General features: G+C 55.1%; 13 protein-coding genes, 1 pseudogene and 1 riboswitch. Of the genes and pseudogenes, 12 read left to right on the top strand and 2 right to left on the bottom strand.

Going from position 1 to position 20,912, the window contains the following annotated elements; genetic code table 11:
- The first annotated feature begins 146 nt into the window (after window positions 1–146).
- The 11 genes and pseudogenes from NYE48_RS21845 (at window position 147) to gntK (ending at window position 16,691) form a co-directional block, all read left to right on the top strand.
- The gene (locus tag NYE48_RS21845; RefSeq protein ID WP_340999945.1) at window positions 147–3,530 is read left to right on the top strand and encodes a DUF6359 domain-containing protein; all 3,384 of its coding nucleotides are present in this window, start codon (window positions 147–149) and stop codon (window positions 3,528–3,530) included.
- Window positions 3,531–3,617: 87 nt separating this feature from the next.
- Complete coding sequence (locus NYE48_RS21840; protein ID WP_340999944.1) at window positions 3,618–4,646, top strand: S-layer homology domain-containing protein; 1,029 nt, start codon at window positions 3,618–3,620, stop codon at window positions 4,644–4,646.
- Between the two features lie 168 nt (window positions 4,647–4,814).
- Window positions 4,815–4,978, top strand: a riboswitch (FMN riboswitch).
- A 135-nt stretch (window positions 4,979–5,113) separates the two neighbouring features.
- Window positions 5,114–6,070, top strand: a pseudogene (locus tag NYE48_RS21835) (DMT family transporter).
- Window positions 6,071–6,737: 667 nt separating this feature from the next.
- The gene (locus tag NYE48_RS21830; RefSeq protein ID WP_212952103.1) at window positions 6,738–8,576 is read left to right on the top strand and encodes an ABC transporter substrate-binding protein; all 1,839 of its coding nucleotides are present in this window, start codon (window positions 6,738–6,740) and stop codon (window positions 8,574–8,576) included.
- 160 nt (window positions 8,577–8,736) lie between these two features.
- A complete protein-coding gene (locus tag NYE48_RS21825; protein WP_036712176.1) occupies window positions 8,737–9,747 on the top strand; it encodes an ABC transporter permease in 1,011 nt (336 codons plus the stop codon).
- Between the two features lies 1 nt (window position 9,748).
- Entirely contained in the window at window positions 9,749–10,585 is an 837-nt protein-coding gene (locus NYE48_RS21820) for an ABC transporter permease (protein ID WP_036712173.1), read from the top strand.
- Window positions 10,586–10,590: 5 nt separating this feature from the next.
- Entirely contained in the window at window positions 10,591–11,601 is a 1,011-nt protein-coding gene (locus NYE48_RS21815) for an ABC transporter ATP-binding protein (protein ID WP_036712170.1), read from the top strand.
- Window positions 11,588–12,391 (top strand): ABC transporter ATP-binding protein, encoded by an 804-nt coding sequence (locus NYE48_RS21810; protein WP_212952105.1) that lies wholly within the window; start codon window positions 11,588–11,590, stop codon window positions 12,389–12,391. Before NYE48_RS21815 ends, NYE48_RS21810 begins: the two co-directional genes overlap by 14 nt.
- A 515-nt stretch (window positions 12,392–12,906) precedes the next feature.
- Window positions 12,907–13,590, top strand: coding sequence for a GntR family transcriptional regulator (locus NYE48_RS21805; RefSeq protein ID WP_036712253.1), 684 nt, complete (start codon window positions 12,907–12,909; stop codon window positions 13,588–13,590).
- A gap of 155 nt (window positions 13,591–13,745) precedes the next feature.
- Window positions 13,746–15,107 carry a GntP family permease gene (locus NYE48_RS21800; RefSeq protein ID WP_212952106.1) on the top strand — a complete coding sequence of 454 codons (1,362 nt, stop codon included), beginning with the start codon at window positions 13,746–13,748 and terminating at the stop codon, window positions 15,105–15,107.
- Between the two features lie 45 nt (window positions 15,108–15,152).
- Entirely contained in the window at window positions 15,153–16,691 is a 1,539-nt protein-coding gene (gntK, locus tag NYE48_RS21795) for a gluconokinase (protein ID WP_212952107.1), read from the top strand.
- A 162-nt stretch (window positions 16,692–16,853) separates the two neighbouring features.
- Here gntK and NYE48_RS21790 read toward each other — a convergent pair whose 3' ends face one another.
- Window positions 16,854–18,239: an ADP-ribosylglycohydrolase family protein gene (locus NYE48_RS21790; protein ID WP_340999943.1), complete on the bottom strand. Its 1,386-nt coding sequence runs from the start codon at window positions 18,237–18,239 to the stop codon at window positions 16,854–16,856.
- A gap of 102 nt (window positions 18,240–18,341) precedes the next feature.
- Window positions 18,342–19,202, bottom strand: a complete 861-nt coding sequence (locus tag NYE48_RS21785; protein ID WP_212948305.1) for a helix-turn-helix domain-containing protein — start codon at window positions 19,200–19,202, stop codon at window positions 18,342–18,344.
- 210 nt (window positions 19,203–19,412) lie between these two features.
- Here NYE48_RS21785 and NYE48_RS21780 point away from each other — a divergent pair, with 210 nt between their 5' ends.
- Window positions 19,413–20,837: an extracellular solute-binding protein gene (locus tag NYE48_RS21780; RefSeq protein WP_036713957.1), complete on the top strand. Its 1,425-nt coding sequence runs from the start codon at window positions 19,413–19,415 to the stop codon at window positions 20,835–20,837.
- The last annotated feature ends 75 nt before the right edge of the window (window positions 20,838–20,912 follow it).

Here is a 20,912-nt window from a genome sequence, read left to right as displayed (position 1 = left end):
AATATAAAATCCAACTACCAATCGGTTGGGGGCGATGTTATGAATGAGGTGTAAAATTTTACAGTTTCAGCAAATTGCAATAATACAGGGGTGCTACGTTTAAGGGGAAAACGATTTTGACAAGAAAACATGGGGAGGTAAGGAAAATGAAAACGGCCATTCCGTTCCAATTCCGGAGCAGGCAGCTTGCCGGTGCGTTTTTTGCATTGATACTGACGTTGTCCGCCCTTTTTGGCAGTCTGCCTGCGCAGGCGGCATCATCCGTTCTTACCGTGGCCGAGGCCATCGCCAAAAACAACAGCGGCGAAACCGCCACGGTCGAAGGGTATATCGTCGGCGAGGTCTACAATTCGAAGCTCCTTTTTTCGGGTTTTCAGGACGACTTAAACGTGCTGATCGCGGATTCCCCCGGCGAAACGGGCAAGGACAAGCTGATCGACGTCCAGGTGACGGCGAGCTACCGCCCGCAGATCGGCCTCAAAACCAATCCCGGCAATCTCGGCAAAAAGATTCAGGTCACCGGAACGCTGACGGCATACAGCGGCATGTTCGGCGTCAAAAGCCCGACGGCCATCACGTTATCGGGCGGGTCCGGCGGCGGGGATCCCGGAAGCGGGGGCGGAACGCCAAATCCGTCCGATCCCGGCAGCGAAAATATCGGCGTGCCTACGACGCTTCCCGACGGAACCGGCAAAAAGGTGCTGTTTGACCAAAGCCACGGGCAGACGGCCGGCGCCGCCGATTGGGTGATCGACGGAGCCTTTTCCGATTTTGCGGACGGCTTAAGGGAAGCGAACTTTCAGGTGGATGCGCTGGAACGGACGCTCCCGATGAGTGCCCAAGCCTACGATGAACCGACCGTTACGTTGAACAAATTGAAGCCGTACGACGTGTTCATCATCGGCGAAGCCAACATTCCTTTTAAAGCTTCGGAGCAAGCCGCGATGCTGCAATACGTCAAGGAAGGCGGCAGCATTTTCTTCATCTCTGACCATTACAATTCCGACCGGAACCTGAACCGTTGGGATTCCTCCGAAGTGATGAACGGATACCGCCGCGGAGCTTTCGGCGACCCGATCAAAGGCATGGCTGCCGCCGAAGCCGCGTCGGGAGCGATGAGGGACGTAACCAGCACGGATTGGCTGGGGCAAAACTTCGGGGTCCGTTTCCGCTATAATTCGGTCGGCGACGTGACCAAAACGGATGCGGTCAAATACGACCAATCCTTCGGCATCACGGCAGGCGTCAACGACGTCGAAATGCACAGCGGCTCGACGCTGGTCATCCTCGATCCGAAGCGGGTCAAAGGGATCGTATACCTGCCGCAAAACGTGCCCGGCTGGAACAACGCGGTCGAAAACAGCGACAAGAAAAATTTCCCGACCGGGGGCGTATACAAAAACGGCGGCAAAGCCGAAGGACCGTATGCGGCCATCGCCAAGCTGGGAAAAGGCAAAGCCGCGTTCATCGGCGACTCTTCGCCGGTGGAGGACGCGAGCCCGAAATACGTCCGCGAAGACAACGGCAGCAAGAAAAAAACCTATGACGGATTCAAAGGCGAAGCACAGGACGGCGTCTTCCTCGTGCAAACCGTAAAATGGCTGGCCGTTCACGAGGATTACGAGACGTTTGAAAACCGGGGCATTACGCTGGACGAGCCGACGCCGCTGCTCGGAGCGCTCGAGGAACCGGCGACTTCGGCCGAAATCCCCGGCACGGAGCCCTGGACGACACCGGCGGCAGGCTATAAATGGTACGATCCTACAACCTATAAAGCAGGCTCTTACGGTTCCGGCGGTAGCGGTCCGGTGGTGACGATTCCGGAGCTGACCACGATCCGAAACGCCAGGTCCGCTGCGGACAACAGCTACGTGACGGTACAAGGCGTCATCACGTCCGAACCGGGCGTATTCGGCGGATCGGGATTTTACCTGCAGGACGGAACCGCCGGCATCTATGTCTATCCAAGCGCGGCAACGGGATTCCACGCAGGCGACAAAATCAAAATAACCGCCCAGAAAACGGTCTTCAACTCCGAGGCCGAGCTGATGAACGAAGTTCAGGTTGCCAAGCTGGACGATTCGGCGGGCATTCCGGCGCCGGCCCCCATCGTTCAAGATACGGTGAACGACAGCAATCAAGGGCAGCTGATTACCCTGAAAAATATGACTGTACGGAATTACCAGACCGTTACCGGTTCGCTGGAATTCGACCTGGTCAACGGAAGCGTGACCAACCGTGTGCGCGTGGACAGCCGCACGGGGGTTCAAGCGGATAGGCTGAAGCAGTCGTTTCCGGAAGGAACGAAGGTCGACATCACCGGCATTTCGTCCATCTTCAAAAACAATTACCAGCTGAAGCTGCTGAAACTGGAAGATATCCGGCCGGCGGGAGCGGGCCCGGAGAAAAGCAATGCGGCAACGATGACGGGGCCGGCTTCCGCTTATGCGGGGGCTCCCGTCGACGTGGCGGTTGGCGTCAGCGCGTTGACGTATTCCTTTACCGCAATGGACGTCACGATCCAATACGATCCGTCCAAGATGGCGTTTGAAACGCAAACCGATCAGGAAGGCCGTCCCGTTCTCGCCGAGGGGGCGGTCGCTTCTTCCAGGGAAGGCTTGAATTTGCTGGCGGCGGGCATCAAGCCGGAAGCGGGACAAATCCGGCTGCTGCTGGCAAGCACCGGGGAGGCGAATGCGGTCAAAGAAAGCGGCGAATTGTTTCAACTGCATGGCAAGCTGAGGGAGGATGCGGCCGGCAGCGCGGAATTGTCGGTGACGGCATTTACGGTATCCTCGGACGGCGCTTCGCAGGACATCGACACGGGCGGCGCAGCCGTTCAGATCCAAGTGGCAACGGCTGACCGCAGCGCGCTTCATGCAGCCATCCAGGATGCGCAAAAACTTGCGGACCAAGCCGTAACGGGCACCGAACCGGGGCAATATCCGCCTGCGGCCAAGTCCGACCTGCTTGCGGCCATTCAAGCGGCGACCGCGGTTTACAACGATGCATCCGCTACCCAAACGCAAATCAATGCGGCATTGGCCGCTTTGACGAGCGCCGTCAATGCTTTCAAAAACGCTGTCATTCCGGTGCCGTCCGTTCCTGTGGACAAGTCCGCCTTAAACGCGGCCATCGCTTCGGCTCAGAACGTATACGACCGCGCCGCCGCAGGCGAAAAGATCGGACAGTATCCGGCTTCGTCCAAGTCGGCGCTTCTAACCGCGATCCAGTCCGCCGTTTCGGTGAAAAACAGCTCCGGGGTTTCCCAGGCACAGGTTGACGCAGCGACAACGGCGCTCGGCAATGCCGTGGCGGTCTTCAAAACGAAGCTGATCACGCTGGTGCCGGGAACGGGCAACATTACGGTGCAGGACCTGTCGATCATGGCCAAATATTTCGGCATCACATCGGCCGACGGCAACTGGAGCCGCGTGGCCTCCGCCGATCTTTTCAATGAAGGGGAAATCACGATCCGCGCGCTGGCCGGCGTCGCCCAAATGATTATCGGCGATTGGTACGGCAAATAAACCAACGAAGGATGAATCCAACACCCATCGCAGGAGGCGGCCGTATGCCGTTTTCTGCGATTGGCATGTTCGAAAGGATGAAGCCCATTGCTGAAAAAGTTAGCCTCTATTCTCGGACTCGTGCTCGTATTCGGGTGGTTTGCCGCACAAACGCAGGCGTCGGCGGATGACGCCGCCACCCCCTTCGTCTCTCTGCAATCAACGTCCAGCGGGAATCAGATTACGGTCGTCGTGACGGGGGAACATCTTAAAGATCTGTACGCTTACGATTTCACGCTGAAATACGATGCGCAGAAGCTTTCCTATCAAAGCGCATCAGCAGGCCCGAACGGTTTTTCCGTCGATCCGATCGTCCGCAACGGGACGGTCCGGATCGCGCATACCAAGGTAGGCAAAACGGCCGGCGACAACGGCACCGTTCAATTGGCCGCCGTTGATTTCGCGAGGCTGCAGAAGGGAAGCGCCGCCGTTTCGCTGCATGACGTCAAACTGGTGGACTCCAGGCTGAATGCTGCCGCAAGCCAGGTCGTTGCCGCGTCCATTTCGATCAAGGAAGGAAGCGTCCCCGCACCGGCTGCCCTGAAAGATATCGGCGGGCACTGGGCCAAGGACGCCATCGAGCAGGCCGTGCAGCAAGGCTGGGTGACGGGTTACGCGAACGGGACGTTCCAACCGGGCAAGGAAGTGACGCGGATCGAATGGGCCGCCATGCTGATCCGGGCCCTGGGGGCGGACGACGCTGCCCGCCAGCCTGTCCAATTTAAGGATGCGAAGAACATTCCGGCATGGGGACTGCCTTTCGTGGAAGAGGCGGTAGTCCGGGGGATTATGAACGGTTACGCCGATGGATCGTTCGGGCCGGCGAGGAAGATGACGCGGGCGGAAATGGCAGCTATGGCCGTCCGTTCGCTGCCTTCGAGCGAAGCGCCGGCGGGCGGCGGCAATCCTGCTTTTGCCGACGGCGCGCAAATCCCCGCCTGGGCCAAGCCTTACGCCGAGACGGCGGCACAGCGGGGCATCATGAGCGGGCGAAGCGGCGGCTTATTTGCGCCGAACGCCCATGCGACCCGCGCCGAGGCGGTGGTCGTCATTTCGGCATTGCTGCAGCAGAAATAATGCTATTGAAAATATCGATAGCATGGAAAAAATTCTTTATCGAAAGAAGCTTCCGCTAAATCGAAGATATGTGCTATACTTATGTAAGTAACCATTCGGGTTGCTTTTTCATACGATGACGCAGTATCATGGTATGAACGAACTTAAACCAATACTAAAAATATGAATATGGATCTTCGGGGTAAGGTGAAATTCCTGACCGGCGGTGAACGTCCTTGAACGCCAAAGCGACGTCAAGCCCGCGACTCCTGCTTTTCAAGCGATTGAAAGGCAGCGACTGACCTGGTGGGATTCCAGGGCCGACGGTAAAGTCCGGATGGGAGAAGATCAATAGAGCAGGTTTGCCGGAATTGTTTTTTCGTAACATTTCCGCAGGCTTATTTGATCAGCCCCCGTTTTGTCGATTTCGGTCGATATACGGGGGTTTTCCAATGTTGACTCCGTATTCAGGCAAGGGGATTAGGAATATGGAAAACGTAAGCAACAAGTATAAGCTGAATCCCGCCATGCGCAAGCAGGCGGTCCGTCCGAAAACCGGCTTTTGGCTGGTCGTGCTCGGGGCGGCATTGTGGGGAGCGGATCCGCTCTTCCGGATCATTTTGCTGCGCGAGCAGATCACGCCGACGCAGATCGTTTTGCTCGAACATATCATCATCGCGCTGTTCGTGGGGCCGATGCTTTGGAAGCACCGCTCCGAATTAAAAGGGCTCAAGCTGCGCCATATCGGCGCGCTGCTGTTCCTGTCCTGGGGCGGCTCGGCAATCGCGACCATTTTGTTTACGCTGGGGCTGACCCACGGCAATTTGAACGCGGTATTGCTGCTGTAGAAGCTGCAGCCGATTTTCGCCATCCTTATGGCGCGTGTGCTGCTGAAGGAAAAGCTGCCGAAGAAGTTCGGCTGGCTGATGATCATGGCGCTGGCAGGCACGTATCTGCTCACCTTCGGGTTTACGTTCCCATTCGGCCATGTCAACGACTTCGTCAAAGTAGGAAGCCTGCTTTCCCTCGGCGCGGCGGCTTTGTGGGGCGGCTCGACCGTTATGGGACGTTTGATGGTCGGCAAAATGGAGTACGAAACCGTCACTTCGCTTCGTTTCATTTTGGCGCTGCCGCTCCTGATCGCCATTACGATCAATCAAGGGGATCCTTGGCACGTCCCTACCGGCGCAGGCACGATTACGGCCGTATCGATCAACCTGCTTGGCCAAGCGCTGCTGCCCGGCTTGTTCAGCCTCATGGTGTATTATAAGGGCCTGACAACGACCAAAGCGTCGGTGGCGACCCTCGCGGAGCTGAGCTTCCCGATGGTGGGTGTACTCATCAACTGGATCGCGTTCCAGGAGGTCGTGAAATTCCACCAAATTTGCGGGTTTGTCCTGATCTGGGCCGTCCTGTTCATCATATCGCGCCGAAGCGAGGCGTAATCTATTTACAATGTTCTCCTGAAGATAAATACAGGCTGCTCTGCGGTAAAGATATTCTTTACTGCAAAGCAGCCTTTTTGCGATCCATCTTCGGCAATAAAGGATGTTTGGAAAACGTTTGAATAATCTACCGATTCCCCGTTCCTTTTTATGATTGTTTAACAATTTTATAAGTAAGGAAGCGTAACTCTCAATATGACTAGACTGATTAAGACGGCTAAAAACACTATACTGGGTGTAATTATTTTGTTTGCTAGATTGAATTTATTCATTATTCCTATAAACAGTGACATCATTGATAAAAATAAGATAAAGCAAGGAATGTACAAATTGTTTCCTATCTTTTTCCCCATATTCCACCACCCGTATTACAACCATAAATAAAACTTCATTAACTGTCAATTGTTACATAAATAACCGTATTTATCCTATACCAGTCGGTATAAGTTCCAGGGATGTATTGGATTTTTGCAAAATCCTCATCTAAAAAACAATCGTACATTCTCGAAGGTCAAAACTTCCTGAGAATTTTGATAATAAGATGGAATGAACCTGATCCCTTCGATCATAGGTTTTAGAAAGCGCTTGCAGAATACGTTTTAGAAACGGTCGGTGCAATTTAAGATTCAAGATCCAACGTGTCAATGTGACGAATGGGGGAATGTTCATGAGGCTGAAATTCGCTTCGAAACCGCTGATGGCGCTTTTGATGGCGGGAGTTCTCATCGCAGGCTGCCAAACCGTGCAGCCGCCGTCCGCTTCGGAAACGCCGAAAACGCAGGAAGGAAACAAACCGCCTTCGGGCAATCAGACGGAGCCTTCCAAAGAACCCGCGACCGGAACCTCCAAAGGCGACGCCAAGGAAACGCCGCGAAACGAAACGTTGTACGTCAACGGCCTGCAGTGGGGAGCACCGACGAACTTCAACCTGCTGAGCGGCAATCCGGCTTTTCCGATCAATTACGGCAATTCCCGGGAGCTGGTGTACGAAACGTTGTTCATGATCAACCAGCTGGACGGGGCGCTTGAGCCGCTGCTCGGAACCAAATACGAATGGAAGGACGATACGCTGCATGTCGAACTGAACAAGGACGCGAAATGGAACGACGGCAAGCCGTTCACTTCGGAGGACGTCGTTTATACTTACGAGCTCGGCAAAAAATACGACATCAACTGGAGCAGCTATTGGACGAATATTTCCGAAGTAACGGCCGACGGGGCGAATGCCGTCAACATCAAGCTGAACAAGGATAATCCCAACCGGCTGAGGGTGCTGGACAGCATTGAACTGATCCCGATGCTTCCGAAGCATATTTGGGAGGAAATCGAAAAGAAAGCGGGCAACGACCTGTCCGCCATCCGGAAAGAAGTCAACGATAACCCGGTCGGCACGGGCCCATACAAGCTGTATTTCTACAACGACCAGAAAATCACGATCGAACGCGACGACAATTATTGGGGCAAATCGCTGTTCGGCAAACTGCCGGCCCCGAAATACATCACGCACGTCATTTACAAGGATAACGCGGCCGGCGACCTGGCGTTCAAGAGCGGCCAAGTGGACGTATCGCAGCAGTTCATTCCGCAGGTCTGGAACATGTGGGAAAAGGGAGCGCCGATCAAGACGTTCCTGGAGGACGCTCCGTATTACGTGCCGGGTTCCATGCCGTCCATCTTCTTCAACATGTCGAAAAAAGGGCTCGACAACGCCGACGTCCGCCGCGCCATCGCGATGGCCATCGACTACAAAAAAATATCGGATCTGGCGATGAGCGGCTACTCGGCGGCGATGGAACCTTCCTTGACGCTGAATACCGACGCCGAATCCAAATACGTCGACAAAGACGCGATCAAACCGCTCCAGTGGACGACGGACGTCAAAGCGGCCAATGAACTGCTCGACAAAATCGGGGCCCAAAAAGGCAAGGACGGCATCCGCGTCCTGAACGGCACCCGCCTCGGTCCGTATGAAATCGAATGCCCGTACGGCTGGTCCGACTGGAACGCGGCGCTCGAAATCGTCGCGCAAAGCGCGAAGGCGATCGGCATCGAAATCCGCACGAAATTCCCGGAAGCTCCGGTATGGACGAACGACCTGCAAACAGGCAAATTCGACATCATCATGAACACGCCGGCCGGCGGCGTCAATCCGAGCCAGCCTTGGAGCCGGGCCCATGACATCATGTACTCGAAAGGCGTGGCGCCTGCCGGAGAAATGGCGTTCTGGAACTGGGGACGCTACAAAAACGACAAGGCCGACCAAATCATCGACCAAATCCCGACCGTCACCGACGAAGCGCAGCTGAAAAACCTGTATACCGAGCTGACGAAAATCTGGCTGACGGATATCCCTTCCGTTCCGCTGATGTACCGCCCGTGGGTGTTCCACACCGTCAACGAATCCGTATGGAAGGGGTTCCCCGTCGACGGGGACGGCAGCAACATTCCGCCGCAAATCGCCATGGACGGCGCGGGCATCCGGGCCTTGTACCAGATTCATAACTGAGGATACCGCGCATCCGGAACCCGATCATGTTCGGGCGACGGACAAAAGCAAACATGCACGCAGCCTGCATAAGGACGGCTTTCCGGGCCGTTCCTATGCGGGCTCTCCGTCACCGGCAGCATGATATTCCGCCGCGCAAGTCCGAAGGGGGGAGCTTTTCGTGAACGCCTATTCGAGATATTTCGTGAAAAAGCTGTTTTGGTACGTGCTGACGCTCGCGATCGCCATCGCGCTGAACTTTTTCCTGCCGCGGATGATCGAAGGCAATCCCGTAAGCATGATCGTTTCGCAAATGTCCCAGGGCATGACGGACAGCGACACGATCAAACGCGTCTATGAGACGTTTATGGCCGAATTCGGGATCGACAAGCCGATTTGGATGCAGTTTCTCATCTACGTCAAAAACCTGTTCACCGGGGACTGGGGAACCTCCTTCGGACTGTACCCGAAAAAGGTGACCGACATTTTGGCTTCCGCCGTGCCGTGGACGGTCGGGCTTCAGCTTCCCGCCATTTTGGTCGGCTGGATTTTGGGCAACGTCCTCGGGGCGGTAGCCGCTTATAAAAAAGGCGTCTTCGACAAAGCGATTTTTCCGGTGGCCTTGTTTATCAACTCGATCCCGTTTTTTACGCTTGCCATCATCATGTTGTACCTGTTTGCGCTCACCCTGGGGTGGTTTCCGCTCTCCGGCGGTTACGATTTTCAGATGGTGCCAAGCCTTAGCTTCGAATTTATCGGCTCGGTGCTCCGCCATCATACGCTGCCGTTTTTGTCCATCGTGCTCGTGACGATCGGCGGGCAGGCCATCGGGATGCGCGAAATGTCCATTTACGAGCTGAACGCCGATTACGTGCTGTACGCGAAGCTGCTGGGCATCCGGGATTCGAAAATCGCCAGGTACGTGTTCCGCAACGCCATGCTTCCGCAAATTACGGGACTGGCTCTGTCCCTCGGGACGATGGTCGGCGGCTCCCTGATCTGCGAAATCGTGTTCAGTTACCCGGGACTTGGCACATGGATGTTCACGGCGATCCGCCAATTGGATTATCCGCTGATCTCCGGCTGCACGCTGCTGATCGCCATCACCGTGCTGCTCGCCAATTTTACGATCGACATGGTTTACGGATTGATCGACCCGAGAATCAAAGCCTCGCAAATGGAGGAACAGTGAGATGAAAAATTCGTTCGCTATTCTTCTGAAATCGCCGAAGTTCATGATCGGCGCCGTATTGTTCCTGCTGATGCTTGCGCTCGTGCTGATCTACCCGCAAATCAACCGCAAGGACCCGCTGGAGATGATCGCCCTCGCCTTCCAGCCCCCGGACGCAAACTTGTGGCTTGGCTCGGACAATTTCGGGCGCGATTTGTTTCTCGAGCTGATGTACGGCATCCGGACCTCCATCCGCGTCGGGCTGATCGCCGGCGTGTTCGCCACCGTCATCGGCCTTTTCATCGGTCTGGTTTCCGGCTACGTCGGCGGCATGATCGATAACCTGCTGACCGCCGTCACGAACATTTTTATCGTCATCCCGTCATTCGTCATTCTGATCCTCATTTCGGTCAGTATCAATTCGCGCAGCTCGCTCGTGACCGCAATCATCATCGGCATGACGAGCTGGCCGTGGACCGCGAGGGCGGTCAGGGCGCAGACCACGTCGCTGCGAAACCGGGATCACGTCCATATCGCCAAAATATCCGGCCACAGCACGCCCAAAATCATCGTTTTCGAAATTCTCCCGTATATCGCTTCGTACGTCGTCATGGCGTTTGTGTTGCAAACCGCCTCGGGCATCCTGTCGGAGGCGTCGATCTCCATGCTCGGCCTGGGGCCGTACAACACCATTTCGCTCGGCATCATCATGAACTGGGCGCTCGTGTTCGAGGCGCCGGTGGCGGGGGCTTGGTGGGCTTTTATCCCGGCGGCGTTATCGATCGCGCTGATTACGTTCTCCCTCTACATGATGAACACGGGCATGGACGAGATCTTTAATCCGAAAATAAGGAGCTAAGGCGTATGAGCACGAACATTTTGGAGGTCGGCGGCCTGAAGACCTATTATAAAACCCGCCTGAAGGAAAAGGTGTTTGCGGTGGACGGCGTCGATTTTAATCTGGAGGAGGGGAAGACGCTCGGCATCGCGGGAGAATCGGGCTGCGGAAAATCGACGCTTGCGCTCAGCCTGATGGGCTTTTATTTCCCGCCCCTTCATTACGGCAGCGGTTCCATCCGAATCTCCGGCAACGACATTATGAAGCTGAGCAAGGAGCAGCTGAGGTCGAAAGTATCCGGGCGCGAAATTGCCTATATCCCGCAGGCGGCGATGAACGCGCTTAATCCGACGCTGCGAATCATCCGGTTTATCGAAGACATCATGAAGGAGCACCGGCCCGAATTGTCCAAAAAGCAGGTATGGGAGCTGGCGGCGGATCGGTTTAAGACGCTGAATCTGCCGGAAAAGGTGCTGAAATCGTATCCGAGCGAGCTGTCGGGAGGGATGAAGCAGCGGACGGTCATCGCCATTTCCACCATCCTGAATCCGAAAGTGCTGATCGCCGACGAGCCGACTTCCGCGCTGGACGTCACTTCGCAGAAAGCGGTCATCAAGCTGCTGAAGGATCTGCTGGACAAAAAGTATATCCGGTCGCTCGTTTTTATCACGCATGAGCTGCCGCTGCTTTATCATGTCACGGACGAAATCATGGTCATGTACGCGGGCGAAATCGTCGAGCGGGGCACGGCGGAGCAGATGATTTTTGATCCCGTCCATCCGTATACGAAAAAATTGATGGGTTCCATCCTCGTTCCGGAGGAAGGCATGAAAGGCCAAAAGCTGGCCGCGATTCCCGGAGCTCCGCCGAATCTGAAGCAGGTGCCGCCCGGCTGCCGGTTTGCGGAACGCTGTTCCTTTGCGCAAAGCGAATGCAAAACCGGCAAGGTGCCGATTCGCGCGAGCGGGAACCATCTGTACCGCTGCCTGTTTGAAACGGAAACGCTGAAGGAGTGGTATGCGAATGAACCATCGTGATCTGTTGATCCGCGGCAGAGGCCTCACAAAAGTGTTCGGTTATGGCAGCCAAAAGACGACCGCCGTGGATGCGGTGGATTTCGATTTTCATAAAGGGGAAATCATTTCGATCGTCGGCGAAAGCGGAAGCGGCAAAACGACGCTGGCCAAAATGATCATGGGCCTTCTGAAGGAATCCTCCGGGGTCATCGAATATAAAGGGCAGCCCCGCCGTTTGAAGTCCCATGCCGACCGGAAACGGTATTGGAAAGATATCCAGGCGATTTTTCAGGATCCGTTTTCGTCGTTTAACCTGTTTTACCGGGTGGAAAAATTGCTGCTCGATTGCATTAAGCTGCAGGGGCTCAAGCTGACGAAGGAAGAGCGGTACCGCAAAATGCAGGAAGCCTGTTCCTTCGTCAATCTCAAATTCGAGGAGCTGCACAACAAATACCCGTTCGAGCTGTCCGGCGGCCAGATGCAGCGGCTGATGATCGCCCGGATTTTCATGCTGCACCCGAAGGTGCTCATCGCCGACGAGCCGACGTCCATGGTGGACGCGTGCTCCCGTTCGACGATTCTCGATATGCTGCTGAAGCTGCGGGACGAAAACGAAATGACGATCATCTTCATTACGCATGACGTAGGGCTGGCTTATTACGTAAGCGATACGATCTACATTATGGAAAAGGGGAAAATCGTCGAAAGCGGCCCCGCCGAGGACATGATCCTGAATCCGCAGCACGGGTATACCCGGCAGCTCATCAACGACGTCCCGAAAATCCACTCGGCCTGGGATTTGGGGTCGTAGGAAGGAGCTTGGCTTTGCGCGAACCAAGGATGGAGCCGGAGCAAATCTCCGGGCTCTATCCCTGCATATAACGGCTGCCTGGACTGCGAATCATTTCCGTTTTTATGCGATCAATTCCTTGAAAACAGCTATGAAAACGAAACGTAAAATAATTTTTTTAGCAGCTTTCTTTTTGATGACGGCTAAAATATTCCAGCTAAAAGCATGCATGAAAGGAGGGGGACGAAGCCCGAACCCGGCGCAGATCAAGAAACGGAAGGAAATTTCATGGTCAAAATAGCTGGAAAACATTGCTTTGAAGCGCTTTCAAAATAAGGTTTACAGATGCCGGGTTCTGATTTAAAATAAAAAAGGTTCTAAGTTGTCGACAAGTATACTTGTGATATTGAAAATCGGTTCAGGATGAAAAACTGCGAAAGGTTGGAACGGCACTGCGCGGATATGATAAAATCCTATTAGTATGCTTACGAATCGGGATTGATAAACAATCCTTGAAATAGGAGAGTTGTCTGATGTTGCAGTATCCTTCAGCCTGGCTGCAGAACGCATCCCTTGGGGAAACCATCGCGTGCGAGCTGAGGCTTCGAATCATCAACGGAACGATCAAGACGGGCGAGACCATTTCGGAAAATTGGGTGGCTTCCGAGTTCGGCACAAGCCGTTCCCCGGTGCGGGAGGCTTTAAAAACGCTCTCAAGCGAAGGACTGATCCGGCTTGAGCGCATGGGGGCCGTCGTGGTCGGTCTGGATGTCACGGATGTCGAAGAGCTGTACGACGTTCGTTTTTTGATTGAAAGCTTCGCCCAGCAGCGGCTGGCCCAATCGGATGTGACCGGTTTGCTCGGCTGCCTCCAGCGGATCGTGGACAAAATGGAGCTGGCGATGAAACATAACGACGCCGTGGAATTTTCTTACCAGGATTTATCCTTTCATGAAACGATCATTACGGCCGCGAACCATAACCGGATTTTGCATCTTTGGAAGAGCATCCGGCCGATCGTCATGACCGTCATGCTGCTCACGACCGACGAAATTTTTTCGAAAGGCGAACAAAAGCTGCACTCGGTCATCGACAAACATTATACGATCATGAAAGGCTTGGAATCCCGCAAAAGAGACGTCATCGAACAGGTGGTCAGGGAATATTTCGCGGATTCCAGGAAAACGCTTCACAGCAGCATCCCCGGCCGTACATCCTGAAGCGGTCGGCACATGTCCCTACGCGGACGTTGCCGCTCAAAGTTGTCGACAAGTATACCAATACTTAAATTAAATGCTGGCAAATGGGCATGATAATTTGAAGGGAATTCATAAATCATCCAGAAAAACCAGGTGAAGAAAGGTAGGTTGTCTTGATGTCCAGTATTTTCGGTATGAGCCATAATTGGACGCTGATCGTTTGGACGCTTGTCGCGATTGCGTTTTTGATCGTATTTATCGCCAAATTCAAGTGGAACCCGTTCGTTACGCTGCTGCTGTCGGCGCTGATCCTCGGCTTTTTGACGGGCATGAAACCGCTTGATATCGTCGACTCGGTAACGAAAGGGCTTGGCGGAACGTTAAGCACGATCGCCATCGTCATCGGCCTCGGCACGATGCTCGGCAAGATGATGGCCGAGTCCGGCGGTGCCGAGCAAATCGCCACGACGCTGGTTAACCGCTTCGGCGAAAAACGCGTGCACTGGGCGATGATGATCGTCGGCTTTATCGTCGGGATTCCGGTGTTTTTTGAAGTGGGCGTCATTCTGCTCATTCCAATCGTGTTTACGGTCGCGCGGAAAACCAAAATGTCGCTCCTGCAAATCGGGATTCCGATTTTGGCGGGGCTTTCCACCGTGCACGGTCTGGTTCCGCCGCATCCGGCACCCATGATCGCGATTGATGCATACAAAGCCGATTTGGGTAGAACCATATTATATTCCTTGATCGTCGGCCTGCCGTCGGCGATCGTGGCAGGACCTCTTTTCGGCAAATGGATCGGCAAACGGATCAAGGTCGAGCCGCCGGCGGAGCTGGCGGAGCAGTTTTCGTCCAGCGGCGAGCGCAAGCTGCCGGGCTTCGGCATTACCTTGTTTACGATCCTGCTTCCTGTTATTCTGATGCTGATCGGTTCGATCGCCACCATTATCGATCCGAATGCCAAGTATGGATTTACCGTATTTTGCGAGTTTATCGGGCATGAAGTGATCGCGCTTTTGATCGCGGTCGTCTTTTCCTTCTTTTCGCTCGGCTTCTCGCGCGGTTTCACCAAAGACCAGATTTCCAAATTCACGAGCGAATGCCTGGCTCCGACGGCAACGATCATTTTGATCATCGGCGGAGGCGGCGCGTTCAAGCAGGTGCTCATTAACAGCGGCGTCGGCGACGCGATCGCGCAAATCGCCACTTCCGCGAATATCAACATCATTTTGTTCGCATGGTTCGTAGCGGCGTTGATCCGCGTGGCGACCGGTTCGGCTACCGTGGCCATGACGACGGCCGCAGGCATCGTCGCTCCGGTGCTGGCGCTGAATCCCGGGGCGAGCCCTGAACTTGTCGCGCTGGCAACGGGCGCGGGTTCCCTCGTTCTGTCCCATGTCAACGACGCCGGTTTCTGGATGGTCAAAGAGTTCTTCAACATGTCCGTTCCGCAGACGCTGAAATCTTGGACCGTGATGGAAACGCTGCTGTCGGTGGCGGGGCTTGCGTTCATTCTCGTCATCAGTATGTTTGTATAATAATGAAACAAGAAGTTTCATCGATTCAAGAAAGAAGGTTAAAGCATGAGCAATAACATGATGATCGGCATCGATATCGGCACGACAAGCACCAAGGCCGTCATTTTCGAGGAGAACGGCAAGGTCGTGGCCAAGGGCAGCGAAGGCTATCCGCTCCATACCCCGACGTCATCGATTGCCGAGCAGGATCCGGACCTGATTTTCGCCGCCGTCATTCATTCGGTGAAGCAGGCGATGGAAAAAAGCGGGGCAGCCCCCGAGCAGATCATGTTCGTGTCCTTCAGCTCGGCGATGCACAGCGTGATCCCCGTCGGCGCGGACGGCAAGCCGCTGATGAACTGCATTACGTGGGCGGACAACCGCAGCGCGGAATGGGCGGAGAAGCTGAAGAAGGACATGAACGGGCATGAGATTTATTTGCGCACGGGTACGCCCATTCATCCCATGTCGCCGCTGTCGAAGCTGATTTGGCTGCGTCATGACGAACCTGATATTTATAACAAAGCGGACAAATTCATTTCGATCAAGGAATATGTCTTCGCGAAGCTGTTCAACCAGTACATCATCGATTATTCGATCGCATCTTCGACTGGCATGTTCAATTTGGAGCAGCTCGATTGGGACAAGGAGGCGCTGGAGCTTGCCGGCGTCAAGCCGGACAATCTTTCCGTTCCCGTTCCGACGACCCATGCCGTCTCGGGGCTGAATCCCGTTTACGCCGAGGAGATGGGGCTTTTGGCCTCCACTCCTTTTATCGTGGGAGCAAGCGACGGCGTGCTGTCGAATCTCGGCGTGGATGCCACCCAGCCGGGCGTCGTCGCGGCGACGATCGGCACAAGCGGCGCGATCCGCACCGTCGTGGACCGGCCCGTGACCGATCCGAAGGGCCGTATTTTCTGTTACGCGTTGACCGACAAGAAGTGGGTCATCGGAGGACCGGTCAACAACGGAGGCATGCTGTTCCAGTGGGTACGGGACGAGTTTGCCGCCTCCGAAGTGGAGACGGCGAAACGCCTCGGCCTTGATTCGTACGACCTGCTGACCCGGATCGCGGAGCAGGTGAAGCCGGGGGCGGACGGGCTGTTGTTCCATCCATACTTAACGGGCGAAAGGGCGCCGCTGTGGAACCCGGACGCGCGCGGCTCGTTTTTCGGGCTGACGATGCATCACCGCAAGGAGCACATGATCCGCGCCGTGCTGGAAGGCGTTATTTTCAATATGTACACGGTGCTGCTGGCGATGGAGGAAATCATCGGGCGTCCGACCAAAATCCACGCCACCGGTGGATTTTCGCGTTCCCCGCTTTGGCGCCAAATGATGGCGGACATTTTCGATCAGGAAGTCGTCATTCCCGAAAGCTACGAAAGTTCCTGCCTCGGCGCCGTGGTCCTTGGCCTGTACGCGCTCGGCAAAACCGATACGCTGGACATCGTTTCCGGCATGATCGGGTCCACCCACCAGCACAAGCCGATCAAGGAACACGCGCAAATTTACCACCGGCTGCTGCCGATTTTCATTAAAATTTCGCGGAACCTGGAAGAAGAATATAAAGCCATCGCCGAATTCCAGCGGCAATTGTTCTAGTTCGGGCGCACGCATTAACCCCCGCATGACATGTGGTCATACGGGGGTTTTATTTTGGGAGGCGCAGTAAAATAAATACACTGCATGTCGCCCGGCATTCCGGATCCTTTGTAGGGGAAGGGACTTAACCTGTTGAAGCCGGTTTAATGAAAAGCGGGCCTTTTATTCTGCTTGAATTTTCCGAAAAACGTCGTAGCTTCTGCGGGCGCATTCCGAGATGGCGATCGGGTGGAAGCCGCTGACATCCGCATACAACGTATCGTTCAGCGGCGCGGTCCATGACTCGGGCAGCTCTGCCGCTCCATGCAATGCGCCTAGAATCGAGCCGACCGTGGCACCGTTGCAATCCGTATCCCAGCCGCCAAGCACGGCGGTCGTAATCCCCTTTTCGAAATCGCCTCCGGAATGGATGAGCGCCGCCGCGCATAAGGCTGCATTATTGTTGGTATGAACGGCGTGATAGTGCTTGAAGGACTCCCATATTTTGGCGACCAGCTCCAAGGTGTCTTCCGTTTCCTCTGCGATCTGTACCGCCAAGGCCACATCTTCCGCCAAACGGCAGTTTTTCGGAATTTCGCTTAATCCGATCTCAACGATCCGTTTCACGTCGTTCTCTACGAATGCGGCAGCAATCATAGCCGAACAGAACATCGCGCCATAAATACCGTTCTTCTCATGAGAGAAGGAGGCATCCCTCCAAGCCAGCTCAGCCGCAAGCTCGGGCCGGCCGGCGGCCCCGTAAGCATAGCCGTCGACACGGATTTGGGCGCCGATCCATTCGCGGAACGGATTCAAATAGGAACGGCACCAGCGGATATGTTTTTCCCAATCCTCCGGCTGCTCTCCGTTAATATACGCAGTGACGCGGGCAAAATTCAAGTAGGATTGCGCTTCGGCCGTAAACACCTGACCAAATGTCAAATGCCGGTGCCACAGCTTGCCGACGTCCCATGAATTAAAATCCAGACCGTGCCGCTCAAGCATAAGCAGGCCAAGCACCGTATAACGAATGTCGTCATCGGTTTCCATGAAACGGATGCGGTCCCCGCAGCTGCCCAGACTGCTCCAGCGGGCAATTTCGAGACCGTACTGCTCTTTGGCGGCAGATTCACTCGGCGTATAATGGCGAATCGGCCATTGTCCGGCACCTTCAAACCACAGTTTAATATTGTGCCAGCCCGGTCTGCCGCCCGACCCGTTCATGAAGACGGGAGCCTCCAGCGGCTTGCCCAGGGCGCATCCTGCCGCGCGGCCGAGCCAAGCCCCGTAAAACTTGTCCTGCCATTCTCCTTCGCCCCTGTTGGCGGCAAGCATTCGCGGGCCTGTCGGGCGTTCGTTTCGAATCGATTCCAGATCGTTCGGCTCATCATATTTAAAATCCGTGCTTGGTTCTAATTTCGCGAGCTCGCGGTAGACATCCATCAACCGCGTTTCATCGGTGCCTGCAGCGTCAAGATGCTCCGGGAACCCTGCGACGTCGCATCCCTCTTCCCGGCGCTGCGTTATTTCCGCCGAGGCCAATTCCCGTAATCCATGCCACTTCGTCATGGGCGTGCTCCTCCTTCATTGGCGGCCAGCCAAATCGAAATTTGCACTCATTATAACTTACATCCGGAAGCCGTGACTTCTCAAATTGTGCAGCCGCCCCTCTCATTTTTTGCTTTCGGAAAAGTTTCCGCCCGATTGCCGGTAAGCATTCGGGGACATGCCGACCTTTTCGTTGAAAATCCGGTAAAAGGTTGCCAAGCTTTGAAAGCCGCAGTCGAATGCGATCTCGGCGACGGTTTTGTCCGTGCCGGCCAAATCCCGTTTGGCCGACTGAACGCGCAGCAGCGACACGTATTCCGAAAAATGATAACCCGTTGCTTCCAGGAACGCCCGGCTCACACGCGAGACGCTCAGTCCGAGTACAGCGGCCAGTTCCTTCAGGCTGACCGGTTCGCGATAACGCTGCTCGACCAAAGCGGCCAGCGCTTGCGCATGGCGCGCAGACTGAACCATGCCGCTCCGCTCCTCATCCGTAAGCTGGTCGTTATAATGGCGCAGAAGGCGGCCGCATAACTGAATCAGCGCGCTTTTTGCCATTGCCTGATAGCCCGGGGCTTTCTCCTGAAATTCTTCCGCAACGGCAAGCATCCAGGGGGCAAGCTGCCGCGCTAGCGCCGACCCGCCTGGGATATGATTGCAAAAATGCGCGGCACGATAAGAAAAAGGAAGCAGCAAGCAGGGTTCTTCCTGCAGCAGCAATGCAGCGTCAAAGTTAATGAAAAGATAGCGGCTCGGGTCCGCCGGATCCGCCTGGGCGATGTGCGGTTCCTCGCCATTGACCAGAAACAAATCGCCGGGGCCGGCCTCATACCGTTTATTGCCGAAGAAAAAGATGCCCTTGCCCGACAAGCAGAGGCCGATTTCCAGGCTTTCATGCACATGGGGCGGCTGCCTGTGCGCCGCGGGCGTCCATTCGAAAGCATTGATGGGAATGGGGTTGTCGTACGTGATATGAAGTTTCATCGGGACCAACGCCTCCTGACGGGGATCGCTTTCCAGTAACCACTGAAACGGGCGGTGTCTTGCCTCTCCCGTTTTAACTTGCATATATACATTTTGAAGCATTTTCCACTCAGCCTCAAGCTTCCTTCCATTCAACCAAAAGTTGACAATGAATGTAAATCCGTTAAAATGAAGCTGATGTCTATTTGAACTAACATGGGAGAAATATACATGAGTTATAAATCAGATCGTCCGACGTTCCAGGAACGGTTGGACCATTTCGTGAACGTGATCCGGACGGATATATTAAACGGAATTCGTCAGGAAGGGACGTATCTTCCTTCGGAAAGCGCGCTCGCGAAGCAGTTCCAGCTCAGCAACAAATCGATCCGCAAAGGGCTGGACCAGCTTGTAGAGGAGGGGCTGATCGTCAAAATCGACCGTGTCGGAAGCATGGTCACGCCGCACTCGAAGGAAACCATCACCATCCATTTCGGCTGTCCGCTGTCGCTGACGACCGATTTTATGATCGACGACCTGATTGCCGAATTCAGCCGAAACAATCCGGGCATTCATGTGCGGAGAATCACGCTGAATCCGTTAAATTACGTCCGTTCCGCGGAAGAAATGATCCAGAACGGGCTGCTGGACGTCGTGGCGCTGAACAGCCCGCAGTTTCAGGAGTGGCATGAGCTTGGGCTGACGCCGCTGCTGGAGGGGCTGGCGCCCGACAAAGGGCTGTACCCGATCACGGAAGCGGCCTTTGTCGCAGACGGCAAGGTATATGCACGGCCCGTGTCTTTTTCGCCGGTCGTCCTCTGCTATAATAAGCGGCATTTCCGCGAAGCGGGCATTCCCGAACCCGACAGCTACTGGAGCTGGGACGACCTGATCGGCGTCACGTCGCTGCTCGCCGAAAAACGCGGACGGCACGGCATTTACTTTTTGCCCGCCTCCGAAAACCGCTACTCCATTTTCCTGCTGCAGGGGGGGAAGGGAAGGCAGGAGCTGCCGGACGGCACCAGCCGGCTGCATATGCTTGAAGGTTTGGATAAGCTTCACGAGCTGATCGACAACCGCCTGATCTTCCCGAATTACTGGGCGCAGGGAAACGACGAAACGATCCGTCTCTTCGCGGAAGAGCAAGTATCCGCAATCCTCGCGACGTATTTTAACCTGAACGAATTTGCGCACATGGATTTGGAATACGATATTTGTCCGCTCCCGACGCTCCGTCTGGGCGATCCGCAAAAAACGCTCATGCTGACCATCGGCACCGCCGTGGTCCGCCATTCCCCGGCGAAGGAAGCGGCGATTCGGTTCATGGAGTTTTTATCCTCGTCCGATGCGCAGAGGCTGATCAGGCAAAAAACGATCAGCATCCCGGCCCGCAAGGAAGCGGCCGAAACCGCGGACGGCGCCGGCGGTTTGAATCGCCCGTCCCGGTACTCCATGTACCGCGAAATGTTTCCGTCTTTTGCCTATCACCAGGAAATCGGGCTGAAAATCCATGAGTTAAAAACGTTCAGCCGGTTCCTGAAGGAGTATTGGTCGGGCATGATCGACGTGCGGGAGCTGTACGGCAAACTGGAACAATGGTTGGGCTCCGCGGCCGATCACGAGAGGATCAGGAATGCTGCCGTGAAGCAGCGATAGGCCCAAAAACCGGACTAACGCAGGAGACATCGCGTTTGTGCCCCTTGCCTACGAGGCAAGGGGCATTTTTTGCTG

The organism is Paenibacillus sp. FSL M7-1455, assembly GCF_038004655.1.
GTDB classification, from domain to species: Bacteria; Bacillota; Bacilli; order Paenibacillales; family Paenibacillaceae; genus Paenibacillus_AQ; species Paenibacillus_AQ cookii.
The sequence above is the reverse complement of the archived record's forward strand: the minus strand, read 5'-3'. Positions and strand labels throughout refer to the sequence as shown.

Excerpts from the sequence above, each read along its gene's own strand:
- NYE48_RS21845 (WP_340999945.1), top strand. The coding sequence starts at position 147 with ATGAAAACGGCCATTCCGTTCCAATTCCGGAGCAGGCAGCTTGCCGGT.
- NYE48_RS21830 (WP_212952103.1), top strand. The coding sequence starts at position 6,738 with ATGAGGCTGAAATTCGCTTCGAAACCGCTGATGGCGCTTTTGATGGCG.
- NYE48_RS21820 (WP_036712173.1), top strand. The coding sequence starts at position 9,749 with ATGAAAAATTCGTTCGCTATTCTTCTGAAATCGCCGAAGTTCATGATC.
- NYE48_RS21815 (WP_036712170.1), top strand. The coding sequence starts at position 10,591 with ATGAGCACGAACATTTTGGAGGTCGGCGGCCTGAAGACCTATTATAAA.
- NYE48_RS21810 (WP_212952105.1), top strand. The coding sequence starts at position 11,588 with ATGAACCATCGTGATCTGTTGATCCGCGGCAGAGGCCTCACAAAAGTG.
- NYE48_RS21800 (WP_212952106.1), top strand. The coding sequence starts at position 13,746 with ATGTCCAGTATTTTCGGTATGAGCCATAATTGGACGCTGATCGTTTGG.
- gntK (WP_212952107.1), top strand. The coding sequence starts at position 15,153 with ATGAGCAATAACATGATGATCGGCATCGATATCGGCACGACAAGCACC.
- NYE48_RS21790 (WP_340999943.1), bottom strand. The coding sequence starts at position 18,239 with ATGACGAAGTGGCATGGATTACGGGAATTGGCCTCGGCGGAAATAACG.
- NYE48_RS21785 (WP_212948305.1), bottom strand. The coding sequence starts at position 19,202 with ATGAAACTTCATATCACGTACGACAACCCCATTCCCATCAATGCTTTC.
- NYE48_RS21780 (WP_036713957.1), top strand. The coding sequence starts at position 19,413 with ATGAGTTATAAATCAGATCGTCCGACGTTCCAGGAACGGTTGGACCAT.